General features: G+C 63.1%; 21 protein-coding genes and 1 pseudogene. 15 read left to right on the forward strand and 7 right to left on the reverse strand.

Features of this window, described 5'->3' with window-relative positions; translation table 11 throughout:
- Window positions 1-299: transposase (locus H610_RS0110550; protein ID WP_028238549.1), on the forward strand; the 299-nt coding region annotated here is incomplete at its 5' end.
- Window positions 300-360: 61 nt separating this feature from the next.
- Here H610_RS0110550 and mksF read toward each other — a convergent pair.
- From mksF to mksB, 3 genes are all read right to left on the reverse strand, one after another.
- Entirely contained in the window at window positions 361-3,186 is a 2,826-nt protein-coding gene (gene mksF, locus H610_RS0110555) for an Mks condensin complex protein MksF (RefSeq protein WP_028239632.1), read from the reverse strand.
- Window positions 3,183-3,869, reverse strand: a complete 687-nt coding sequence (mksE, locus tag H610_RS0110560; protein WP_028239633.1) for an Mks condensin complex protein MksE — start codon at window positions 3,867-3,869, stop codon at window positions 3,183-3,185. Before mksE ends, mksF begins: the two co-directional genes overlap by 4 nt.
- A 102-nt stretch (window positions 3,870-3,971) precedes the next feature.
- Window positions 3,972-5,219: an Mks condensin complex protein MksB gene (mksB, locus tag H610_RS0110565; protein WP_028239634.1), complete on the reverse strand. Its 1,248-nt coding sequence runs from the start codon at window positions 5,217-5,219 to the stop codon at window positions 3,972-3,974.
- Window positions 5,220-5,488: 269 nt separating this feature from the next.
- On the opposite strand from mksB, the gene H610_RS0110570 reads away from it, so the two are divergent.
- Together H610_RS0110570 and rimI are read left to right on the forward strand one after the other, a co-directional pair.
- A complete protein-coding gene (locus tag H610_RS0110570; protein WP_028239635.1) occupies window positions 5,489-6,316 on the forward strand; it encodes a hypothetical protein in 828 nt (275 codons plus the stop codon).
- A complete protein-coding gene (gene rimI / locus H610_RS0110575; protein WP_028239636.1) occupies window positions 6,316-6,771 on the forward strand; it encodes a ribosomal protein S18-alanine N-acetyltransferase in 456 nt (151 codons plus the stop codon). Before H610_RS0110570 ends, rimI begins: the two co-directional genes overlap by 1 nt.
- A 27-nt stretch (window positions 6,772-6,798) precedes the next feature.
- Here rimI and H610_RS0110580 read toward each other — a convergent pair whose 3' ends face one another.
- Entirely contained in the window at window positions 6,799-7,350 is a 552-nt protein-coding gene (locus H610_RS0110580) for a hypothetical protein (protein ID WP_028239637.1), read from the reverse strand.
- Window positions 7,351-7,505: 155 nt separating this feature from the next.
- Between H610_RS0110580 and otsB the strand changes: the two genes are divergently transcribed.
- The 4 genes from otsB to H610_RS0110600 all read left to right on the forward strand — a co-directional run bounded on the left by otsB (window position 7,506) and on the right by H610_RS0110600 (window position 11,327).
- Window positions 7,506-8,297: a trehalose-phosphatase gene (otsB, locus tag H610_RS23720; protein ID WP_043238406.1), complete on the forward strand. Its 792-nt coding sequence runs from the start codon at window positions 7,506-7,508 to the stop codon at window positions 8,295-8,297.
- Window positions 8,294-9,706, forward strand: coding sequence for an alpha,alpha-trehalose-phosphate synthase (UDP-forming) (otsA, locus tag H610_RS0110590; RefSeq protein WP_028239638.1), 1,413 nt, complete (start codon window positions 8,294-8,296; stop codon window positions 9,704-9,706). The genes otsB and otsA overlap by 4 nt, the downstream gene beginning before the upstream one ends.
- Window positions 9,707-9,775: 69 nt before the next feature.
- Entirely contained in the window at window positions 9,776-10,420 is a 645-nt protein-coding gene (gene can / locus H610_RS0110595; RefSeq protein WP_028239639.1) for a carbonate dehydratase, read from the forward strand.
- A 1-nt stretch (window position 10,421) separates the two neighbouring features.
- Window positions 10,422-11,327, forward strand: coding sequence for a DMT family transporter (locus H610_RS0110600; RefSeq protein ID WP_028239640.1), 906 nt, complete (start codon window positions 10,422-10,424; stop codon window positions 11,325-11,327).
- Here H610_RS0110600 and H610_RS25795 read toward each other — a convergent pair.
- Window positions 11,324-11,467: a hypothetical protein gene (locus tag H610_RS25795; protein WP_169338856.1), complete on the reverse strand. Its 144-nt coding sequence runs from the start codon at window positions 11,465-11,467 to the stop codon at window positions 11,324-11,326. The genes H610_RS0110600 and H610_RS25795 overlap by 4 nt on opposite strands.
- A 192-nt stretch (window positions 11,468-11,659) precedes the next feature.
- Here H610_RS25795 and H610_RS0110610 point away from each other — a divergent pair, with 192 nt between their 5' ends.
- The 6 genes from H610_RS0110610 to H610_RS24900 all read left to right on the forward strand — a co-directional run bounded on the left by H610_RS0110610 (window position 11,660) and on the right by H610_RS24900 (window position 15,568).
- Window positions 11,660-11,881, forward strand: coding sequence for a hypothetical protein (locus H610_RS0110610; RefSeq protein WP_028239641.1), 222 nt, complete (start codon window positions 11,660-11,662; stop codon window positions 11,879-11,881).
- A 113-nt stretch (window positions 11,882-11,994) separates the two neighbouring features.
- A complete protein-coding gene (locus tag H610_RS0110615; protein WP_028239642.1) occupies window positions 11,995-12,183 on the forward strand; it encodes a hypothetical protein in 189 nt (62 codons plus the stop codon).
- A 153-nt stretch (window positions 12,184-12,336) separates the two neighbouring features.
- A complete protein-coding gene (gene rloA3 / locus H610_RS0110620) occupies window positions 12,337-12,852 on the forward strand; it encodes a retropepsin-like aspartic peptidase RloA3 (protein WP_043238332.1) in 516 nt (171 codons plus the stop codon).
- Between the two features lie 800 nt (window positions 12,853-13,652).
- The gene (locus H610_RS25465) at window positions 13,653-14,048 is read left to right on the forward strand and encodes a retron St85 family effector protein (protein ID WP_152529086.1); all 396 of its coding nucleotides are present in this window, start codon (window positions 13,653-13,655) and stop codon (window positions 14,046-14,048) included.
- Window positions 14,049-14,174: 126 nt separating this feature from the next.
- Complete coding sequence (locus H610_RS25470) at window positions 14,175-14,597, forward strand: hypothetical protein (protein ID WP_152529087.1); 423 nt, start codon at window positions 14,175-14,177, stop codon at window positions 14,595-14,597.
- On the forward strand, window positions 14,594-15,568 hold the full coding sequence (locus tag H610_RS24900; RefSeq protein ID WP_084166434.1) for a retron St85 family RNA-directed DNA polymerase: 975 nt from the start codon (window positions 14,594-14,596) through the stop codon (window positions 15,566-15,568). The genes H610_RS25470 and H610_RS24900 overlap by 4 nt, the downstream gene beginning before the upstream one ends.
- Here H610_RS24900 and H610_RS25475 read toward each other — a convergent pair.
- On the reverse strand, window positions 15,565-15,834 hold the full coding sequence (locus H610_RS25475) for a hypothetical protein (protein WP_152529088.1): 270 nt from the start codon (window positions 15,832-15,834) through the stop codon (window positions 15,565-15,567). The two genes, H610_RS24900 and H610_RS25475, sit on opposite strands and share 4 nt — an antisense overlap.
- 60 nt (window positions 15,835-15,894) lie before the next feature.
- The gene (locus tag H610_RS25960) at window positions 15,895-16,098 is read right to left on the reverse strand and encodes a hypothetical protein (protein ID WP_084166435.1); all 204 of its coding nucleotides are present in this window, start codon (window positions 16,096-16,098) and stop codon (window positions 15,895-15,897) included.
- On the opposite strand from H610_RS25960, the pseudogene H610_RS23725 reads away from it, so the two are divergent.
- Both H610_RS23725 and H610_RS24910 read left to right on the forward strand, forming a co-directional pair.
- A pseudogene (locus H610_RS23725) lies at window positions 16,076-16,420 on the forward strand (tyrosine-type recombinase/integrase); the annotation flags it as partial. The gene H610_RS25960 and the pseudogene H610_RS23725 overlap by 23 nt on opposite strands.
- A 54-nt stretch (window positions 16,421-16,474) precedes the next feature.
- Window positions 16,475-16,753 (forward strand): type II toxin-antitoxin system RelE/ParE family toxin, encoded by a 279-nt coding sequence (locus H610_RS24910; protein WP_084166436.1) that lies wholly within the window; start codon window positions 16,475-16,477, stop codon window positions 16,751-16,753.
- Window positions 16,754-16,755 lie beyond the last annotated feature (2 nt).

Genomic DNA, 16,755 nt, shown 5'->3' on the forward strand with positions numbered 1-16,755 from the left:
GCCGTGCGATCACCGCCTTTGCCGGATTGAACCCCAAGCTGCAGGAGTCCGGCACCTACAAGGGCCAGACGCGCATATCTCGAACGGGCTCGTCTCGCCTGAGGGCTGGGCTCTATATGCCGGCTGTTTGCTCGCTCAAGCACAACGCCGCCATCAGCGCTCTGCGGGACCGCTTGAAAGCCAGGGGCAAGACCGGCAAGCAGATCGTCTGTGCCGCCATGCGCAAGCTATTGCACATCGCCTATGGGGTACTGAAATCCGGCCAGCCTTTCGACCCTAAACTGGCCCTTGCCCACTAGGGCTCAAGACGGTATCTACCAGGGCCAGGCCAGACACCCCGACATCAAGCTGGCCTGTTTATCAGGCCGTTTCGAGCGCCTCGGCTTTCGCCATCACAGGCCGGTCTTCCCTTGGTCTGATGAACTTCCAGTCCGCTTCGTCGATGTAGATGCCGTTCGGGGTGCTGCCGCCTTCCAGGTCGATAGCCACGTGTGCGGAGACCTGTGGCTTCACCGAGGCCAGGATCGGTACGAAGCCGAGCTGCAGGCTGGTTTCGATCAGCGCCTGCTGGTTGCGCTCGTCGATGTCCGCGGCTTCGTCGAGGTAGTAGGGCAGCCTTACGCGGCCTGCCTGCTCGCGATCCATGAGATGCAGCAGCAGGTACATGTTGGTCAGCGCCTTGATGGTCATGGTGGTGCCGTTGGACGCGGCGCCATCGATGTCGGTGTGGATGATCGGCTGGCCCCCGACCTTGGTGATCTCGAACGCCAGCTCGAACAGGTCCTTGAGCCCGAGCTGGTTGTGGTTGGCCGCCACCAGGCGTGCGAGATACTCCTTGGCTTCCTCGTTCTTCGCGTCCTGCTCGGCGGACTGCGAGAGATCGAACACCGACAGCGTCTCGCCCTCTTCGTACTGGCCGGCGCTGTGGATGATCTGGTCGATGTGCCTGAGCGCGTCCTTGTTCGGCGCCAGCACGATGCGGAAGCTCTGCAGGTTCGAGACCTGGCGCTTGTTGATCTCGCGGTTGAACAGCGCCAGCTGGTGTTCCAGGTTGTCGTAGTCGCTGCGGATGTTGCGCAGCGTCCGGGCGATGTCGGTCACCGCGGCGCGACGTGCCTTGGCCAGAGTCAGCGCTTCGTCCTGGCGGTGCGCGTAGGCGTTGACCAGCAGCTGCAGACGGCGCTCCGGATCTTCCTCGCTGTCGAACTTGGCCACGCCTTTCAGCCGCACCTGCGCATAGAGCGCCTCGATCTGCCCGTCCACGCGCTGCAGCGCCTGCCAGCTGTCCTGGTAGTCGTTGAGCAGCGGCAGCAGGTTATCCAGCGAATCGTCCACCGGATCCATGAAGGGCGTGCCGAACGGCAGATCGGCGGGTAGCAGCTGGCGACGACGCAGCGCGTCTTCCAGGGTGCGCTCCTTGGCTTCCAGGTCGGCCAACTGACGGCCGATGAGCTGCAGCTTGGCGGAGATCTGCTGCACGCGTTCGGCGAAGGAATCGCTGGCCCGCCTGAGTTCGTCCTGGGCGGCTTCGGCTTCGGCCAGGCGCTCGAGCTTTTCCGGCTCCTCGACGGTCAGCGTCTGGCCGCGGCGGAAGTCCTCCAAGGCCTTCTGCGCATCCAGCACCGCCTGATACAGCGCCTCGGCCTGGGCCTTGCTCGCCGCGCGGTCGGCGGCGACCGCCTGCTGGGTCTTGAGCTGCTTGAGCTCGCGCTCGAGACGGTCGCGCTGGTCGCGCAGCGCCGTACGGTCGGCCAGCGCCTGCAGGGCCGGCGGTTCGATGTGCGACAGGTCGATGGACAGGCCCGGCACCTCGAAGCGCTCGCCCTTGAAGCGATCGAGCACGGCCTCGACGGCCTTCACCCAGTCGTCGCCGTGCGCCTCGATGCCTTTTTCACCCAGCGGCAGGCTGAACAGCTGGCCGTTGAACAGGCGCATCAGCCGGTCGACGTCCTGCTGGCTGAATTCCTCGCGCAGCCGCGCGTAGCTGTTGTTGTCGGCGTGATCGAGCTGCTGGCGAACCGACTTGAGGAGCTTCTCGAGATCCCGCAGCCGCTCGTCCAGGTCCTCGCTGGAGAACTGACGGGACTGGGCCAGGGCGCCGGCGAGCTCGTCGTGGGCGTCCTTGGCGGCGAGTAGCTGCTGCTCGAGCATCTGCACGTCGCCGACCAGCGCGAAGCGGTTCTTCAGTACCGCCAGTTCGCCCAGCCAGCGCTGGATCTCACTGATCTCGCGCTCCAGGCGCATCAGCTCGCCGGTGGTGCCGCGCTGCTCGTTCTGCAGTCCGTCCTGCTCGCGACGGTAGTGCTCGGCCTGGATGACCAGTTCCTCCTTGCGCGCGCCGGCGTAGTCCTGCCAGGCGCCGAGCAGGTTGTCGAGCAACGGCGAAAGGCGATGCAGCTTGCCGCGCAGCAGCTCGCGCTGGGTCACCCCGGCGGCCAGCGCCTCGACCAGCGGGCCGGCCGCGACCAGCGCCTGGTAGTCCTGCTCCATGCGGCGCACGTCACGGAAGGCTTCCTCGGTGGCGGCGATGTAGTCGACGCTGCCCGAGCGCAGGCTGTGCTCGAAGGCGTCGAGGAACAGCTGCTTGAGCTTGGCCGCGGTGATCTCGCGCATGTGCAGCAGGTTGATGAACAGCGCACGGAAGGTCTTCAGGCTCTGCTCGCTGGTGGAGCGCAGCGGGATGAGCGTGAGGTCCAGCGGAATCGACGTGTGCCCGCCGACCAGCAGGCGGCGCAGCTCCTCGGGCTTGAGTTCGTAGGCGACAATGCCGGCCTGGCCGAGCGTGGTGAACAACTCGCGCTGGCGTAGGCAGGTGCCGGCCTTCTGATAGTGGTCGAGGTTCAGCTCGCCGGCATAGGCGAAGAACTGGTGACCGAAACCGCCGCCCGGGCCGCGTCCGGCCACGCCAATCACGTGTGGGCCGTGCGGCAGCGAGACCTCGACCAGGATGTAGCTGGTATCGGAGGCGAAGTAGAACTTGCGCGACTGCTCGAGGCTGTACTTGCCGAAACTCATGTCCGACATGCGCGCGAGGATCGGGAACTGCAGCGCGTTGATCGAGGCGGATTTGCCGAGGTTGTTGGCGCCGTAGACCGACAGCGGGTTTTCCAGCGGAAACAGGCCCAGCGTGTAGCCGGCGGTATTCAGCAGGGCGAAGCGGCGGATGCCGTAGCGTTCCTGACTCATGCTTCAAGCTCCTTTTCTTCGGCGATGGCGCGGGCGAGGGCGGCTTCCTCGTCCTCCTCCTCGGCGAGAACGTTCTCCAGGCTGACGACCGGATCCTCGTCCTCGACCGCCAGCGGCGGGGTCGGCAACGGCAGGTCGCTGTGCAGCGTGGCGGCCAGGTCGCGGTCCTGCTGCACGGCGAGGCAGACATCGAGGAAGCGGTGCATCGGCGGCAGGAAGCGGTAGACACCGTTGTCCTCGGCGGCGAAGCCGAGCTGCGTCAGGCGGCGCAGGATCTTCTCCTCGAGTTCGTCCTGGCTGGTGACCTCGGCCTGCAGGAAGAGGTCGCGGTACTTGTCCAGCAGCGGCGGCAGCTCGTCGCGGCCGAGGCTGCCGCCGTCTAGCACGGCCAGCGGGTCGCGGCCCTGGTCGGCCAGGTGCTCGACGAGGATGAAGGTGAACAGCGCCAGACGCTGGGCGGTCTTGTTCACCTGCGCGCCCATCTGCTCGGGAACGAAGTAGTAGAAGCCGCGAGTGTCGCAGACCAGCTCGAAGCCGAGCGCACGGAACAGCGCGCGGTACGGGTCCTGCAGGTTCGACAGCTGGGTGTAAAGCTCCGGGTCGCGGCGGCTGACGTGGTAGCCCTTGAACAGCTCGCGGAAGATCGGGGCGAGCAGGGAGAGTTCGGAAAGGTCGAGATTCATACGGATTGCTCACAGGCAGTCGTAGGGTGGAAAACGGCGAAGCCTTTTCCACCAAAGAGGTCGGTGATCGAGGTGGACAAGCGGAGCGTTGTCCACCCTACGTCAGGCTTGGGCATTGGCGTGGCCCACCAGCGCGAAGGAGCTGAGGCTGACGCAGTGCTCGCGGGTCAGGTAGTCGCGCCGTTCCAGGCGCTCGCGCTGGAAGCGGGCGTCCCGCGAGAGCCGCGAGAACCAGTAGAGCAGCTCGTCGGTGGCGCCCTCGGGCTCCTGCTCCAGCAGCCAGAGCATCAGGTCCGGCAGCGGCAAAGCCTGCTCGCAGCGCTCGAGCATCTCCCGCACGGTCCGCGGCGCGCGCGGGGCGTCGGCCTTGCGCTTGCCGCTGGCGCGTGGGAACTGCGCCGGCTTGGGCTCGAAGCGGGCCAGCGCATAGACGTAGGCCTCGACCTGGCTGGCCGAGCCGAGGAAGGTGCTCTGTGGGCGGGTGAACAGCGGCAGCGAGGCCTGCGGCACGGCGTCCAGACCGCGCTTGCGGATCGCCGAAAGCGCCAGCGCCGCACCGCGGGTCACCGCGTTGTGCCGGCGCGCTTCCTCGCGCAGCGGCAGCAGCAGCTCGCGCGCGCGGCGCAGGGTCAGCTGGGCGGTGGTCTGCATTTCCAGGATGCGCGCGTGGGTGCGCAGCAGCAGGTCGTCGTCGACCAGTTGGCCGAGCCGCTGCTGCTCGCCGAGCAGCTTCAGCAGCACCTGCTCGACGCGGCGGACACCCTGCTCGAAGGCGCCGTCGGCGGCCACCAGCTGGATCATCGGCTCGACGTATTCGTCCCAGGTCGCCAGCACTTCGGCATAGCGCTGACGCAGCGGAATCTGCCGGTCACTGGTCTTGGCCCGATCGGCGACGCCGACCAGCGCCTGCTCGTCGTTGCCGAGCTTCTTCAGCACGTCGCGCACTCGCATGTCGAGCAGCCTCAGCTGGCGCGCCAGGTCCTGGCCGTCGCGAATCTCGAAGGCATCCTGGATGTACCCGGCCAGGCGTTCGAGGTGGCGCAGGTAGGCCTCGATCTCCAGACACAGGCCGAGGCGGTGCTCGCGGCGCAGGTAGGCGAGGAAGTCATGGATCTGCGCATTGAGCTCGAAGCGGTTGGGGCTCTTGGCCACCGGCACCAGGATGTCCAGGCGGATCCACTGGTCGAGCAGGGCGGTGACGTCGGCCGGCGTGCTGTCCGGCAACTGCACGCCGAGCTGGCTGCGCAGTTCGATCAGGCTCAGGGTGCCGGCATCGAAGCGCTCGCAGAGCGGTTCGAGCAACGTCCAGTGTTCGGCGAGGGCGCGCAGCACGCGCTTGGGATCGATCATCGACAGGCCCGGGCAAGGTGCGAAAAGTGGCCGCGCATTGTACTGCATGCGCAAGGCTTCGCTTGCGTCACCGATGGTCGGGCCGCCGTCCGTTCCGTCAGGCCTTTCCGGCCGCGCGCTTTCCGGCCACAATTCGCCTCTCAGCGCCGGCGCAGCCCGTCGTCGTCCGTCCCAGGAGTCTTCATGCGCAACCGCTATCGCCAACTCGAACGTCCCGGCCCCGACGCCGGAGGGCGCTCGGCTGCCGTTGCGGGCGGAGGTCGTCCGCGTTGATCAGCGAAGTACGCCGCCGCGATTACCTGCAGGCCATGCAGGTCGACACCTGGCTGCCGCGGGTCGCCCTGCCATTCGCCGCGCCATCCCGTCCCGAATGCCTGAAGCCGCCGCTGCCGATGGCCGCCCCGGGCGAGCCGGCACCCGCCGAGATCGAGCCCACGCCGGTCAGCGCCCCGAGCCCGGCACCGGAGCGGCCCGCCGTGGCGCGCGAGACGCTGCGCTCGCGCCTGATCGCGCCGGAGCCCAGACGTGAGACGATCGTCGAAGCTGCACCGGAAGCCGAAACCGATGCTACCCCAGCGCTTGCGAGCGAAGCGGTACCGCCGCCGCGCTTCACGCTGCAGCTGCTGCGCGCCGGCGCCTGCCTGGTGCTGGTAGAGCTGCCCACCGGAGAGCCCTTCGCCAGCCGCGATCCGGCCTACCTGCTGCTCAAGGACATGCTGCGTGCCGCCGGCCTGCCGGACAGCCCGCAGCAGGTCGGCGACGGCGAGCCGATCCGCTGGCCGTTGGTCGCGGGCCGACGGTTCGGCCAGGGCGCGCCGCTCGACCAGGGTCCGCAGGCGGCGTTGGACTACGTGCAGGGCGTGATCGCGGTGGAGCTGGAGCAACAGCCGAGCGCCTGCCTGTGGCTGATCGGCGAGCCGGCCATCCGCTTCGCCGGCGAGGCGGATGCCGAAGCCTGCAACCGCGAGCTGAACATCGAGGGTCTCGGCGTGGCGCTGGCCATGCCTGGGCTCGAGGCCTTGATGGAAGAACCGGCCCGCAAGGCGCCGCTGTGGCGCGCGATGCAACGGAGCATGGGGCGCTGGAAGACCGTCTGATGAGTAGTGACGCGATCAGTTTCCGGCCGATGACCGCGGCCGACCTCGAGGCCGTGCTGAAGATCGAATACGCCGCCTTCAGCCATCCCTGGACCCGCGGCATCTTCCAGGACAGCCTCACGGCCTATGAATGCTGGGTCATGTTCGAGGGCGAGCAGCAGGTCGGGCACGGTGTGATCAACGTCATCGCCGGCGAGGCGCATCTGCTGAACATCACCGTCAAGCCGCAGAACCAGGGGCGCGGCCTGGGCCTGCGGCTGCTCGAACACCTGATGGAGCGGGCGCGGGCGCGCCACGCCGGCGAGTGCTTCCTCGAGGTGCGCGCGAGCAACCAGACGGCCTACCGCCTCTACGAGCGCTACGGGTTCAACGAGATCGGCCGCCGGCGCGGCTACTACCCCGCGGCCGACGGCCGTGAAGACGCGCTGGTCATGGCCTGCACACTGCTCGACTAGCCCGGCGCCTACTTCAGTGCCGAGAGGTCAGCGGCGCGGGGCCTTGTCCCTCGCCGAATCGAGCGGCGCGTCGCCTTCCAGCTCCTCGTCGGAGAGCACGTCCTGGGCCTCGTCCTGCGACAGCACGGCATCGCCCTCGCTGAGCCCGGTGTCCGGGTCGCCGGTGGCGGGGCCGTCCCAGTCCTTGCCATCCAGCGGCTCGTAGCGGCCCAGTTCCGCTTCGTCGAGGTCCACGTCGGCACCGATCCGGTGTTCGGAGACCACCGAGAGGTCACGGTCGACCGGCAGCCCGTGTCCGCGCTCTCCGGGCGAGCGCGAGCCGTCTTCGGGGATCAGCGTCTCCGGCGCCAGGTCGTCCATGGTGGTCTTGTCGGTCGGCACCTCGCCGGTGGTCATGCCGGCTTCGGCGACCCGCTCCGGCGGATACTGCTCGTTGGCTTCGTCCTCCGGCATCGTATCGCCGACGCGGCCCCTTCGTTCGTCCCGGCGCGAGCTGAAATCCAGCTGCTCCACCGAGCCCATGCGGTCCTCGATGTCGTCTATCTCGCGGGGTGTGCCGGGTTTGCGGGTATCGGTCATCACGGCCTCCTCGTCGTCACGTCTTACCCGTTGTGACTCGGTGCCCCGGATAAGATTCCTGTCGCCCGCCGGGCGGGCCAGCATGCTGGAAAAGCCCTTGGATTGTCAGGGAAAAAATCCAGAACCCAGGCGCGCGTCGGATGGTCATAAAGCGCATGACCGACCAACTTGCTCCACCTGCGCTGGATTTGCAGCGCACTGCCTTGTTTCTCGATGTGGACGGCACGCTGGCCGACATCCAGCCCCGCCCCGAGCAGGTTTTCATTCCGCGAACGACGCTCGACACCCTCGCCGAACTGCAGGCCCGTGGCTGCCTGGTCGCCGCCGTCTCGGGGCGCCGGCTGGCCGACATCGACACCCTGCTGTCACCGCTGGTGCTGCCTGGCGCCGGCATACATGGCACCGAACGCCGCGATGCGGCCGGCCGGCTCCACCGTCTGGGACTGGACGAAGCGCTGCTGGCGCAGGTCGGCGCCGAACTCGAGCGCGCCTGTGCGCTGCTGCCAGGGGTGCGCCTCGAAGGGAAGGGCGTGGCCTTTGCGCTGCACTACCGGCAGGCGCCGGAGCGCGAAGCGGAGGTGGCGGCGCTGGCCAGCGAATTCGTCTCGCGCTACCCCGAGGCCCTGGTGCTGCAACCGGGCAAGTGCGTGTTCGAACTCAAGCCGAAGGGGGCCAGCAAGGGTGGGGCGATCGAGGCGTTCATGCACGCCGAGCCTTTCGCCGGGCGCCTGCCTGTGTTCGTCGGCGACGACCTCACCGACGAGGCCGGCTTCGAGGTGGTCAATCGACTGGATGGCTGGTCGGTCAAGGTCGGGGCGGGCGAGACCTGCGCTCGTATGCGCCTTCCCTCGGTTCCAGCCGTGGCCGACTGGCTGCGGCTGCTTCTCGACACCCCCGCCGGGCGGTCGGGGGCGTCTCAACAGAACAAGAGTGGTGACTATTCATGAGCCGGTTAGTGGTGGTATCGAACAGGGTCGCGCCGATCAAGGAAGGCAAGGTGCTCGCCGGTGGGCTGGCGGTGGGTGTCTACGACGCGTTGCGGCAATCCGGAGGGATCTGGTTCGGCTGGAGCGGGGAGGTCGGCAACAGTCCGCAGACGCACAGCGAGACGGTTGGCAACATCACCTACGTCACCCTCGGCCTCACCAAGCGCGACTACGACCAGTACTACCGCGGCTTCTCCAACGCCACCCTCTGGCCCATCTTCCACTACCGCATCGACCTGGCCCGCTACAACCGCGAGGAATACGAAGGCTACCGGCGCGTCAACGCCATGCTCGCCGAGAAGCTCAAGCCGCTGCTCAAGCCCGACGACATCATCTGGATCCATGACTACCACCTGATTCCCTTCGCCGAGGCCTGCCGCATGCTCGGCATCCGCAACCGCATCGGCTTCTTCCTCCACATCCCGTTCCCGGCACCGGAGATCCTCACCGCCATCCCGCCGCACAACGAGCTGCTCAAGACGTTCTGCTACTACGACCTGATCGGTTTCCAGACCGACACCGACCGGCTCGCCTTTCAGGACTACATCACCCGCGAGGTGCGCGGCGTCATCGAGCCGGACGGCTCGCTCACCGCCTATGGGCAGAACTTCCGCGCCGGCGTCTACCCGATCGGCGTGGTGCCGGACGAGATCCAGCAGTTGGCCGCCTCCTACCGTGGCCGCCGGCAGCTGATCGGGCGCAACCCCGAGGGCGGCCTGCGCAAGATGATCATCAGCGTCGACCGGCTGGATTATTCCAAGGGTCTGGTCGAGCGCTTCCGCGCCTACGAGTGCTTCCTCGACCGCTACCCCGAGCACCGGCGCAACGTCGAATTCATCCAGATCGCGCCGACCTCGCGCTCGGACGTGCGCACCTACCAGGCGATCCGCGAACAGCTGGAAAGCGAGGCGGGCCACCTCAACGGGCGCCTGTCCGACCTCGACTGGACGCCGCTGCACTACCTCAACAAGAGCCACGAGCGGCGCATCCTCATGGGGCTGTTCCGCGGCGCCGACATCGGCTTCGTCACCCCGCTGCGCGACGGCATGAACCTGGTGGCCAAGGAATACGTCGCCGCGCAGGACCCGGACGACCCCGGCGTGCTGGTGCTGTCGCGCTTCGCCGGCGCAGCGCGTGAGCTGACCTCGGCGCTGATCATCAACCCCTACGACAGCATCGGCATGGCCGAGGCGCTCGACCGCGCCCTGCGCATGTCGCTGTCCGAGCGCAAGGACCGCTACGAGCACATGATGCGCGCTATCCGCGCGGCGGACCTGAACGCCTGGCGCGACAACTTCCTGCGCGACCTGCGCTCGTTCGTCTCGCGACCTAAGGCGGTGCCCGCCAAGGGCACGGCCTATGCGCTGTGACCCGCAGTGGCTTGTCAAAGCCCCGCCGGGCCCCTAAGGTGCCCGGCTGAGCCGAGAAGAGGGTAGGGCATGCGCGAACTCGAACAGCTATTCGAAAATAACAAGCGCTGGGCGGAAGCGATCAAGCAGGAAGATCCGGAGTTCTTCGCCAAGCTGGCGCGCCAGCAGACGCCCGAGTACCTGTGGATCGGCTGCTCCGACGCCCGCGTGCCGGCCAACGAGATCGTCGGGCTGCTGCCGGGCGAGCTGTTCGTCCACCGCAACGTCGCCAACGTGGTGCTGCACACCGACCTCAACTGCCTGTCGGTCATCCAGTTCGCGGTCGAGGTGCTCAAGGTCAGGCACATCCTGGTCACCGGCCACTACGGCTGCGGCGGCGTGCGCGCCTCCATGCACCAGGACCAGCTCGGCCTGATCGACGGCTGGCTGCGCAGCATCCGCGACCTCTACTACGAACATCGCGCCCATATCGATGCGCTGCCGACCGAGGAAGAGCGGGTCGACCGGCTCTGCGAGCTGAACGTGATCCAGCAGGTGGCCAACGTCAGCCACACCACCATCGTCCAGAACGCCTGGCACCGCGGCCAGGCGCTGTCGGTGCACGGCTGCATCTACGGCATCAAGGACGGGCTGTGGAAGGACCTCAACGTCACCGTCAGCGGCCTCGACCAGTTGCCGCCGCAGTACCGCCTGCGCCCGCGCCAGGGCGTATAAGGTGCCGTCCCGCAACCTGCTGGCGTACGCCGGCCTGTTCGTCGCGTGCCTGTGCTGGGCCGGCAACGCGCTGGTCGCCCGTGCCTTCTACGACCAGATTCCGCCGGTGGCCCTGGCCTTCTGGCGCTGGGTGCTGGCGCTGGCGATCCTCATGCTCTTCGTCGGCCGCGCTGTCTGGGCCCACCGCGCACCGCTGCGGCAGGCCGGCTGGCGGCTGTGGCTGGTCGCCGCGCTGGGCATCAGCAGCTACAACTCGCTGCTCTACACCGCGGCGCAGACCACGGTGGCGATCAACATCTCGCTGGTAAACACCTGCCTGCCGCTGGCCACCTTCATCGGCGGCGGGCTGCTGCTCGGCGAATGGCCGACCCGGCGCGCCTGGGTCGGGCTGCTCATCGCCGCGGCCGGCCTGCTGCTGCTGATCAGCCGCGGCGAATGGGCCAATCTCGCCGGCCTGCAGTTCAACCCCGGCGACCTGGTTATGCTGCTCGCCGTGGTGGTCTGGGCGCTCTACACCCTGTTGCTGAGGAAGTGGGCGCACTACCTCTCGGTGCCGCCGCTGGTGCTGCTGGCGACCCTGGTGCTGCTCGGCACGCCATTGATCCTGCCGTTCTACCTCGTCGAGCTGGCGCGGGTCGGCGGCTTCGCGGCCACGCCCGCCAACCTCGCCGCCATCGCCTACACGGCGCTGCTGGCCTCGCTGGTGGCCTACCTGGCGTGGAACCACGGGGTGAAGGTGGTCGGTGCGGCCAAGGCGGCGATCACCAGCTATTCGATGCCGGTGTTCGTCGCCATCCTCGGCTGGCTGCTGCTCGGCGAGGCGCTGCAGCCCTACCACTGGCTCGGCGGCGGGCTGATCTTCGCCGGCCTGCTGCTGGCCACCGTGCAGCGTCGTCGCAGCGCCTAGCCCAGCGGGCTCTCGCCGGGGTTCGGTTCCTGCTCGGCCTCTCGGGACTTGTCCGGCCGGCTCTCGACGGGCGGGCCGTCGCCGTACTCGTCGTAGTCCGGTGGAGTGAGGCCGTCTTCCGGCTTGTCTGGCTCGCTCATGGTGGTTCTCCCGCTCGATGCAGGCAGTCCGTTCGCGGACTGTCTCTCTGCGTTTCGACCGCGGAGCGGCACCGGTCTGCATGCCACAGGTCGCATCGGTCTTACTCGTCCTTTACCCGCCGCTGACCGCGCTTTACACCGCCACGGCGTTTCATGGAGGCACGGGAAAAAGCCCGGAACCAGGAGACGACCATGCTTGCTCGAATCGCGACCATCGGCCTCATTGCAGCAGTACTCGGGCTCAGCGGATGCGTGTCCTACGCGCACCACGACCGCGGCGGCAACGGCCACCATGTCCACAAGGTGTATCACCAGGACTACCACTACCGGAAAGCCGAACGCCATGATCGGCGCGCGGACTGGCGCGCGCCGAAGGGCCGCCAGCAATACGACCGGCGCGACTGGCGCCGCTGATCCGCGCCTGCCGGACCATGACCTGACCGCTGGTAGGCCATGGCCCGAACATCTGCACGCCGGGCGCCTCGAACGAATGAGGTCTCTTATTCGACAGCCAGACGAGGTGAGACATGGGCAAAGAACTGAAGACCAAGCACGAATCCAAGGACCACGACCTGGTCAACAGCGCCGACGAGGTCCAGATCGGCACCACCGCGCACGACGACCGCACCCAACCCGCCGGCCACAGCCTCGAACCCACCCGTACCCGCACGACCGGCAGCAACGAGGACGACCCGAAGAACCACCGCACCAAGTAGGACATAAGGCTCGCTCCCAGACAGCCCCTCTCCCTCCGGGAGAGGGGCAGGGGTGAGGGAAACGCTCCTGCGCCTACCATCCATGCCGCCAACGGAACATGCGCCTGCACGCCGACTCAACATAACTTCCGTGTCGAGACGACGAGGCCAAACATGCCCACCCTGAAGCGATCGAAGCATTCCCTGGCAATCGGACTGACGCTCCTGGCCACTTGCGCCATCCCCGCTGCCTACGCCGAATCACAGCGCGTGTTCGGCTGGGTCGAAGAGGGCCTGGTGATGCCGGAAAAGGTCGCGGTCAAGTTCAAGCTCGACACCGGCGCGCTCACTTCCTCGATGCATGCCGAAGACATCGAGCGCTTCGAACGGGACGGTGACGACTGGGTGCGCTTCACCATCGAGTTCGAAGACATCGACACCGAGAAGGATGTAGAGGCGCGGCTCGAGCGCAAGATCGAGCGCAACCTCGAAGTGCGCGGCGCCGGCGGCGAGGAGCGCCGTCCGGTGGTGCTGATGAAGGTGTGCCTGGCCGACCAAGTGTACGAGGAAGAGTTCTCGCTGAACGACCGGGACGACATGAACTACCCCGTCCTGCTCGGCCGCCGCACCCTCGAAAAACTCGGCCCGGTCGACTCCAGCAAGACCTTCACCGTCGAACCCAGCTGCTAGCGCCATCATCGACCATGAGAAAGACTCTCCTCATGCGGACGCCCGGCACCGCCCTGATCCTGGCCGCCATCGCCGGCTGCTCCGCAACCGACACCCTCCCGCCACCTACCCCTACCGACGAATTCGTGCTCGCCTGCGGCCAGGCCGCATCGGAATGGGCCAAATGCGAACAGCGCCTGGAACAGGCATGCCCGCAGGGGCATGAAACGCTGAGTGAGGAGAGGCGGGAGGGGCGGATTGAGCTGAGGGTGCGGTGTGAGGGCGAGTAGCGTTGCGGCTCGGCCCGGGTAGAAGCTAACAGAAAAAAGGGGTTCAGCTATCGCTGAACCCCTTTTCGAAGATGGTGGCTACGCAGGGACTTGAACCCCGAACCCCAGCATGATGAATCGCTTGAGACACGCCCTAAATCCCTGATATCCCCACAGCATAAGCGCGCCAGCTCTGCTCTCGACTTGCTATGCCAGAGCGTTTCACGAGGCGCGCGTGATGTAGTCCTTGAAAATTCTTAGGCAAGGTGCGCCCGACTCACATAGCAAAGCCGAAAGCAAGCAACCTCAACGATGATGCCATATTGACATTAGCGCTTTTTTGTCCTAGGGTTCTGGGGCTTTTTACGCGTTTTGGTGCTGTTTTATGCACTAGTCGGGTGTACAGCCAGACTCAAATTTATTGATCGGCTTTAGTTGCGACGAATGTCCGTCTGGGCTTCACTCGCTTCACTCCTAAAGCCCAGACGAACATTCGTCGCATTCTTTTGGTAAAAAGCGAATTCTAAGTAACACCTCTTCCAGGAAAGGTAAGTGGTTGAAGATAAACGGATTGAGCATCTCCAAAGAATAAATCTTGACAGCTCAAGAGTTGATCTTTCATCTCCAATAGTATTCTTATGTGGAGGTGAGGTGGATGCCAGAAACCCCTACGGCAGTTCTGTTCGAGATGGAGTTCTTAGCCATTTAGGCTCGCAAAGACCTAGCTGGTCATTAATTCTTGCGGAACATTTCAAGGACTGGGTTGCGGACTCCGTATATCACGATCTAGTAACTTTCGAAGATGATTTAGCATCTATCTCATCCCTGGTTGTGTTGATTCTCGAAAGCCCTGGAGCCCTAACTGAGCTAGGGCTTTTTGCTCGACATGATTACCTAAGCAAAAAACTTCACGTTATTGTTAACGACCACCATTACAGTCAGTCGTGATTTATTCGACTCGGTCCTTTACGCTATCTTGAGCGTCATAACGAGAGAAGCGTATGCGCCTACCCTTGGGATGACAAAAATCCGTGCAGCCTTAAGCCCATTCTTCCTGAGATATGTCAGGATATAATGGAGTGTCTTTCGGATCTTGATAAGACAGAAGCATTCAGCTTAAGCAACAATGGGCATGTTGCATTCCTCGTCTTTGAAATAATAAAACTTTATCGTGCGCTGAAGTTTGGCGAAATAGAAAAATATTTATCTTCGCTGAATGTATCGCTTCAGCGCGATAAGCTGCGTAGGATGCTTTTCCTTTTAGAGAAACTATCACTAGTTAAGTCTGTAAAACGAGGTCATCAGGATTATTACTGGGCTTGCTCGGAAGTCGGAAAGATAAGCCTGGCGAAGCTTGATTATAGCAAGGCGAAAGTAGCGGCGATGCAGTTTTACGCATTAAGTGATAGCGAAAAGCAAAGGTTTGAAGTTATAAAAACAGTCTATCCAAATCCTAATCCTGAGACCTCAGCAAAGCTTGAGGGGGCAGTGATATGAATATTGTTTCATACTTGTCGCAGACTCTTTATATTGCTGAGAATGAAGTGGAGAAGTTTATCAATACTGCCCCGCATCGTTATAAGCAGTACCAGATTCCTAAGAGAAATAATAATGGGGTGCGCCTAATAGCTCAGCCCGCTGCTGAGCTTAAGATAATGCAGCTGTTGGCGATTGCTCAGTTTCAACAATTTCTTCCCGTGCATTCAAGCGCGACAGCTTATTGTCGAGGAAAGGGCATTATGGATAATGCCAAAGCGCATGCGAAGAACTCGTATTTGCTTAAGATGGACTTCAAGGATTTCTTTCACTCTATTAAGCCGTCCGACCTCATTCGTCATTGCTCGCAGCACATGGGGGGGATTGATGATGCTACTGCAAAACAAATAACCAAGCTTTTTTTCTGGACGCCAAAGCGGACATCTTCTTTAATTCTTAGTATAGGGTCTCCGGCTTCGCCGTTTATTTCAAATACTGTAATGTATCAATTTGATTGCTTGATGAGTGAAATTTGCAGTGAAAAAGGAATTGTATATACTCGATATGCAGATGATATAACGTTTACTACAAATGTTAAGGGATTACTATTTCAAATCCCTAGCTTGGTTATAGATATTTGCAAGAAAATTGACTATCCCCGCCTATCTGTGAATAGCGAAAAGACCGTTTTTTCTTCCAAAGGGAATAATCGACATGTTACGGGGGTTACAATTACAAACGAAGGAAAGCTTTCGCTGGGAAGGCATAAGAAGAGAAAAATCAAAAGTTTGGTTTTTGATTGTTTAAATAACAAGCTTGATTCTGCTGAAAGGCGGAGTTTGTCAGGGCTCCTGGCACATGCAAAGCATATCGAGCCGTCGTTTTTTTTATCTTTAACTAAGAAATATGGCTATTCAGAAATAGCTAAAATAGCTAGCAATAAACCGACACTTGAGGTTGTCGTGGCTAACCCTCTCACTATTTGTGATTAAGGTGTTCTTTTTTGGTTCCTATTAATGGGATCAACTTCGCTCACTTTAGGCCGGCGACGTTTAGCCTCCTTTAATCGAAGAAATTCAATATAGTCTCCCTCGATCCCTCTCTCTTCTCCTGCTCCATTTGCTGCGCTTGGGTTTCTCGGTGGGTTTTCTCTGAGCGCTGCTTGGCAAACTCTTGCATCCCTTGCACGCCATTGGTAGATGGCAAACATCGAAGCCACGGTCACGCCTGCTTTCAGCACAGCTCGTTCAACGTCCATGTTCCGTCTCTCCTCCGATCCTTCGGGGGTACCAGCGCCTAGCTACTTTCTGAGTGGTCGCTATCCCGCGTTTGGATTGGCCAAGTTTCGGTTGGCCTCGTCGTAAGCTGGGCTGGTCTGTCCCATTTCTGGGGCTACCTCGCCACTGATCATCCACCAGCGGTAGCTTGGGAAAAGCTTCCCTAACGCTTCAACCTCGTCCGTGCTTATCCGGACGTCTTTGTTATAGAGCACTGTCCTCCAGCGGTCCCGGTCTGTGCCCATCCCGAAGGAAGTGGAAGAGATCGCGTTGAAGCTGGGGATGCCGGGTAATGGTCGTCTGTTCATGCCATGCCGGTCGGCGTTTCGAGGCGCCTACAAGCGCTGTGGCTTTGCCACGTCAGGCCAACTGACCCACATTCTGCGGCACACCTTCGCCAGCCATTACATGATGGGCGGTGGTGACATCCTGAGCCTACAACGGATCCTGGGCCACTCGTCGATCACCATGACCATGCGCTATGCGCATCTGTCGCCGGATCACCTGGAGTCTGCGCTGCGGCTGTCGCCATTAGCACAGGCGGGGCATTCGGTCGTGGCGTCTTGACGCGACAGCCAGGAGGGGTATGATTGATTAACGCTTAACGTTAAGGGTTAATGCGTGATACTGAGTTTCAAAGGTGATGAAACCCGAGAGTTGTTCGAATCGGGAAGCTCCAGGCGTTGGGGAAACATCCTGAACGTCGCGACCCGAAAGCTCGCGATGCTCAATGCCGCAACGGAGCTGCGAGACCTGCGTTCTCCGCCGGGCAACAGGTTGGAAGCGTTGCATGGCGATAGGGCAGGGCAACATAGCATCCGGATCAACGACCAGTGGCGGATCTGCTTTGTCTGGACTGACGCAGGCCCAACACAGGTTGAAATCGTCGATTACCACTGAGG

Source organism: Stutzerimonas azotifigens DSM 17556 (assembly GCF_000425625.1).
In the GTDB taxonomy this organism is placed as follows: domain Bacteria; phylum Pseudomonadota; class Gammaproteobacteria; order Pseudomonadales; family Pseudomonadaceae; genus Stutzerimonas; species Stutzerimonas azotifigens.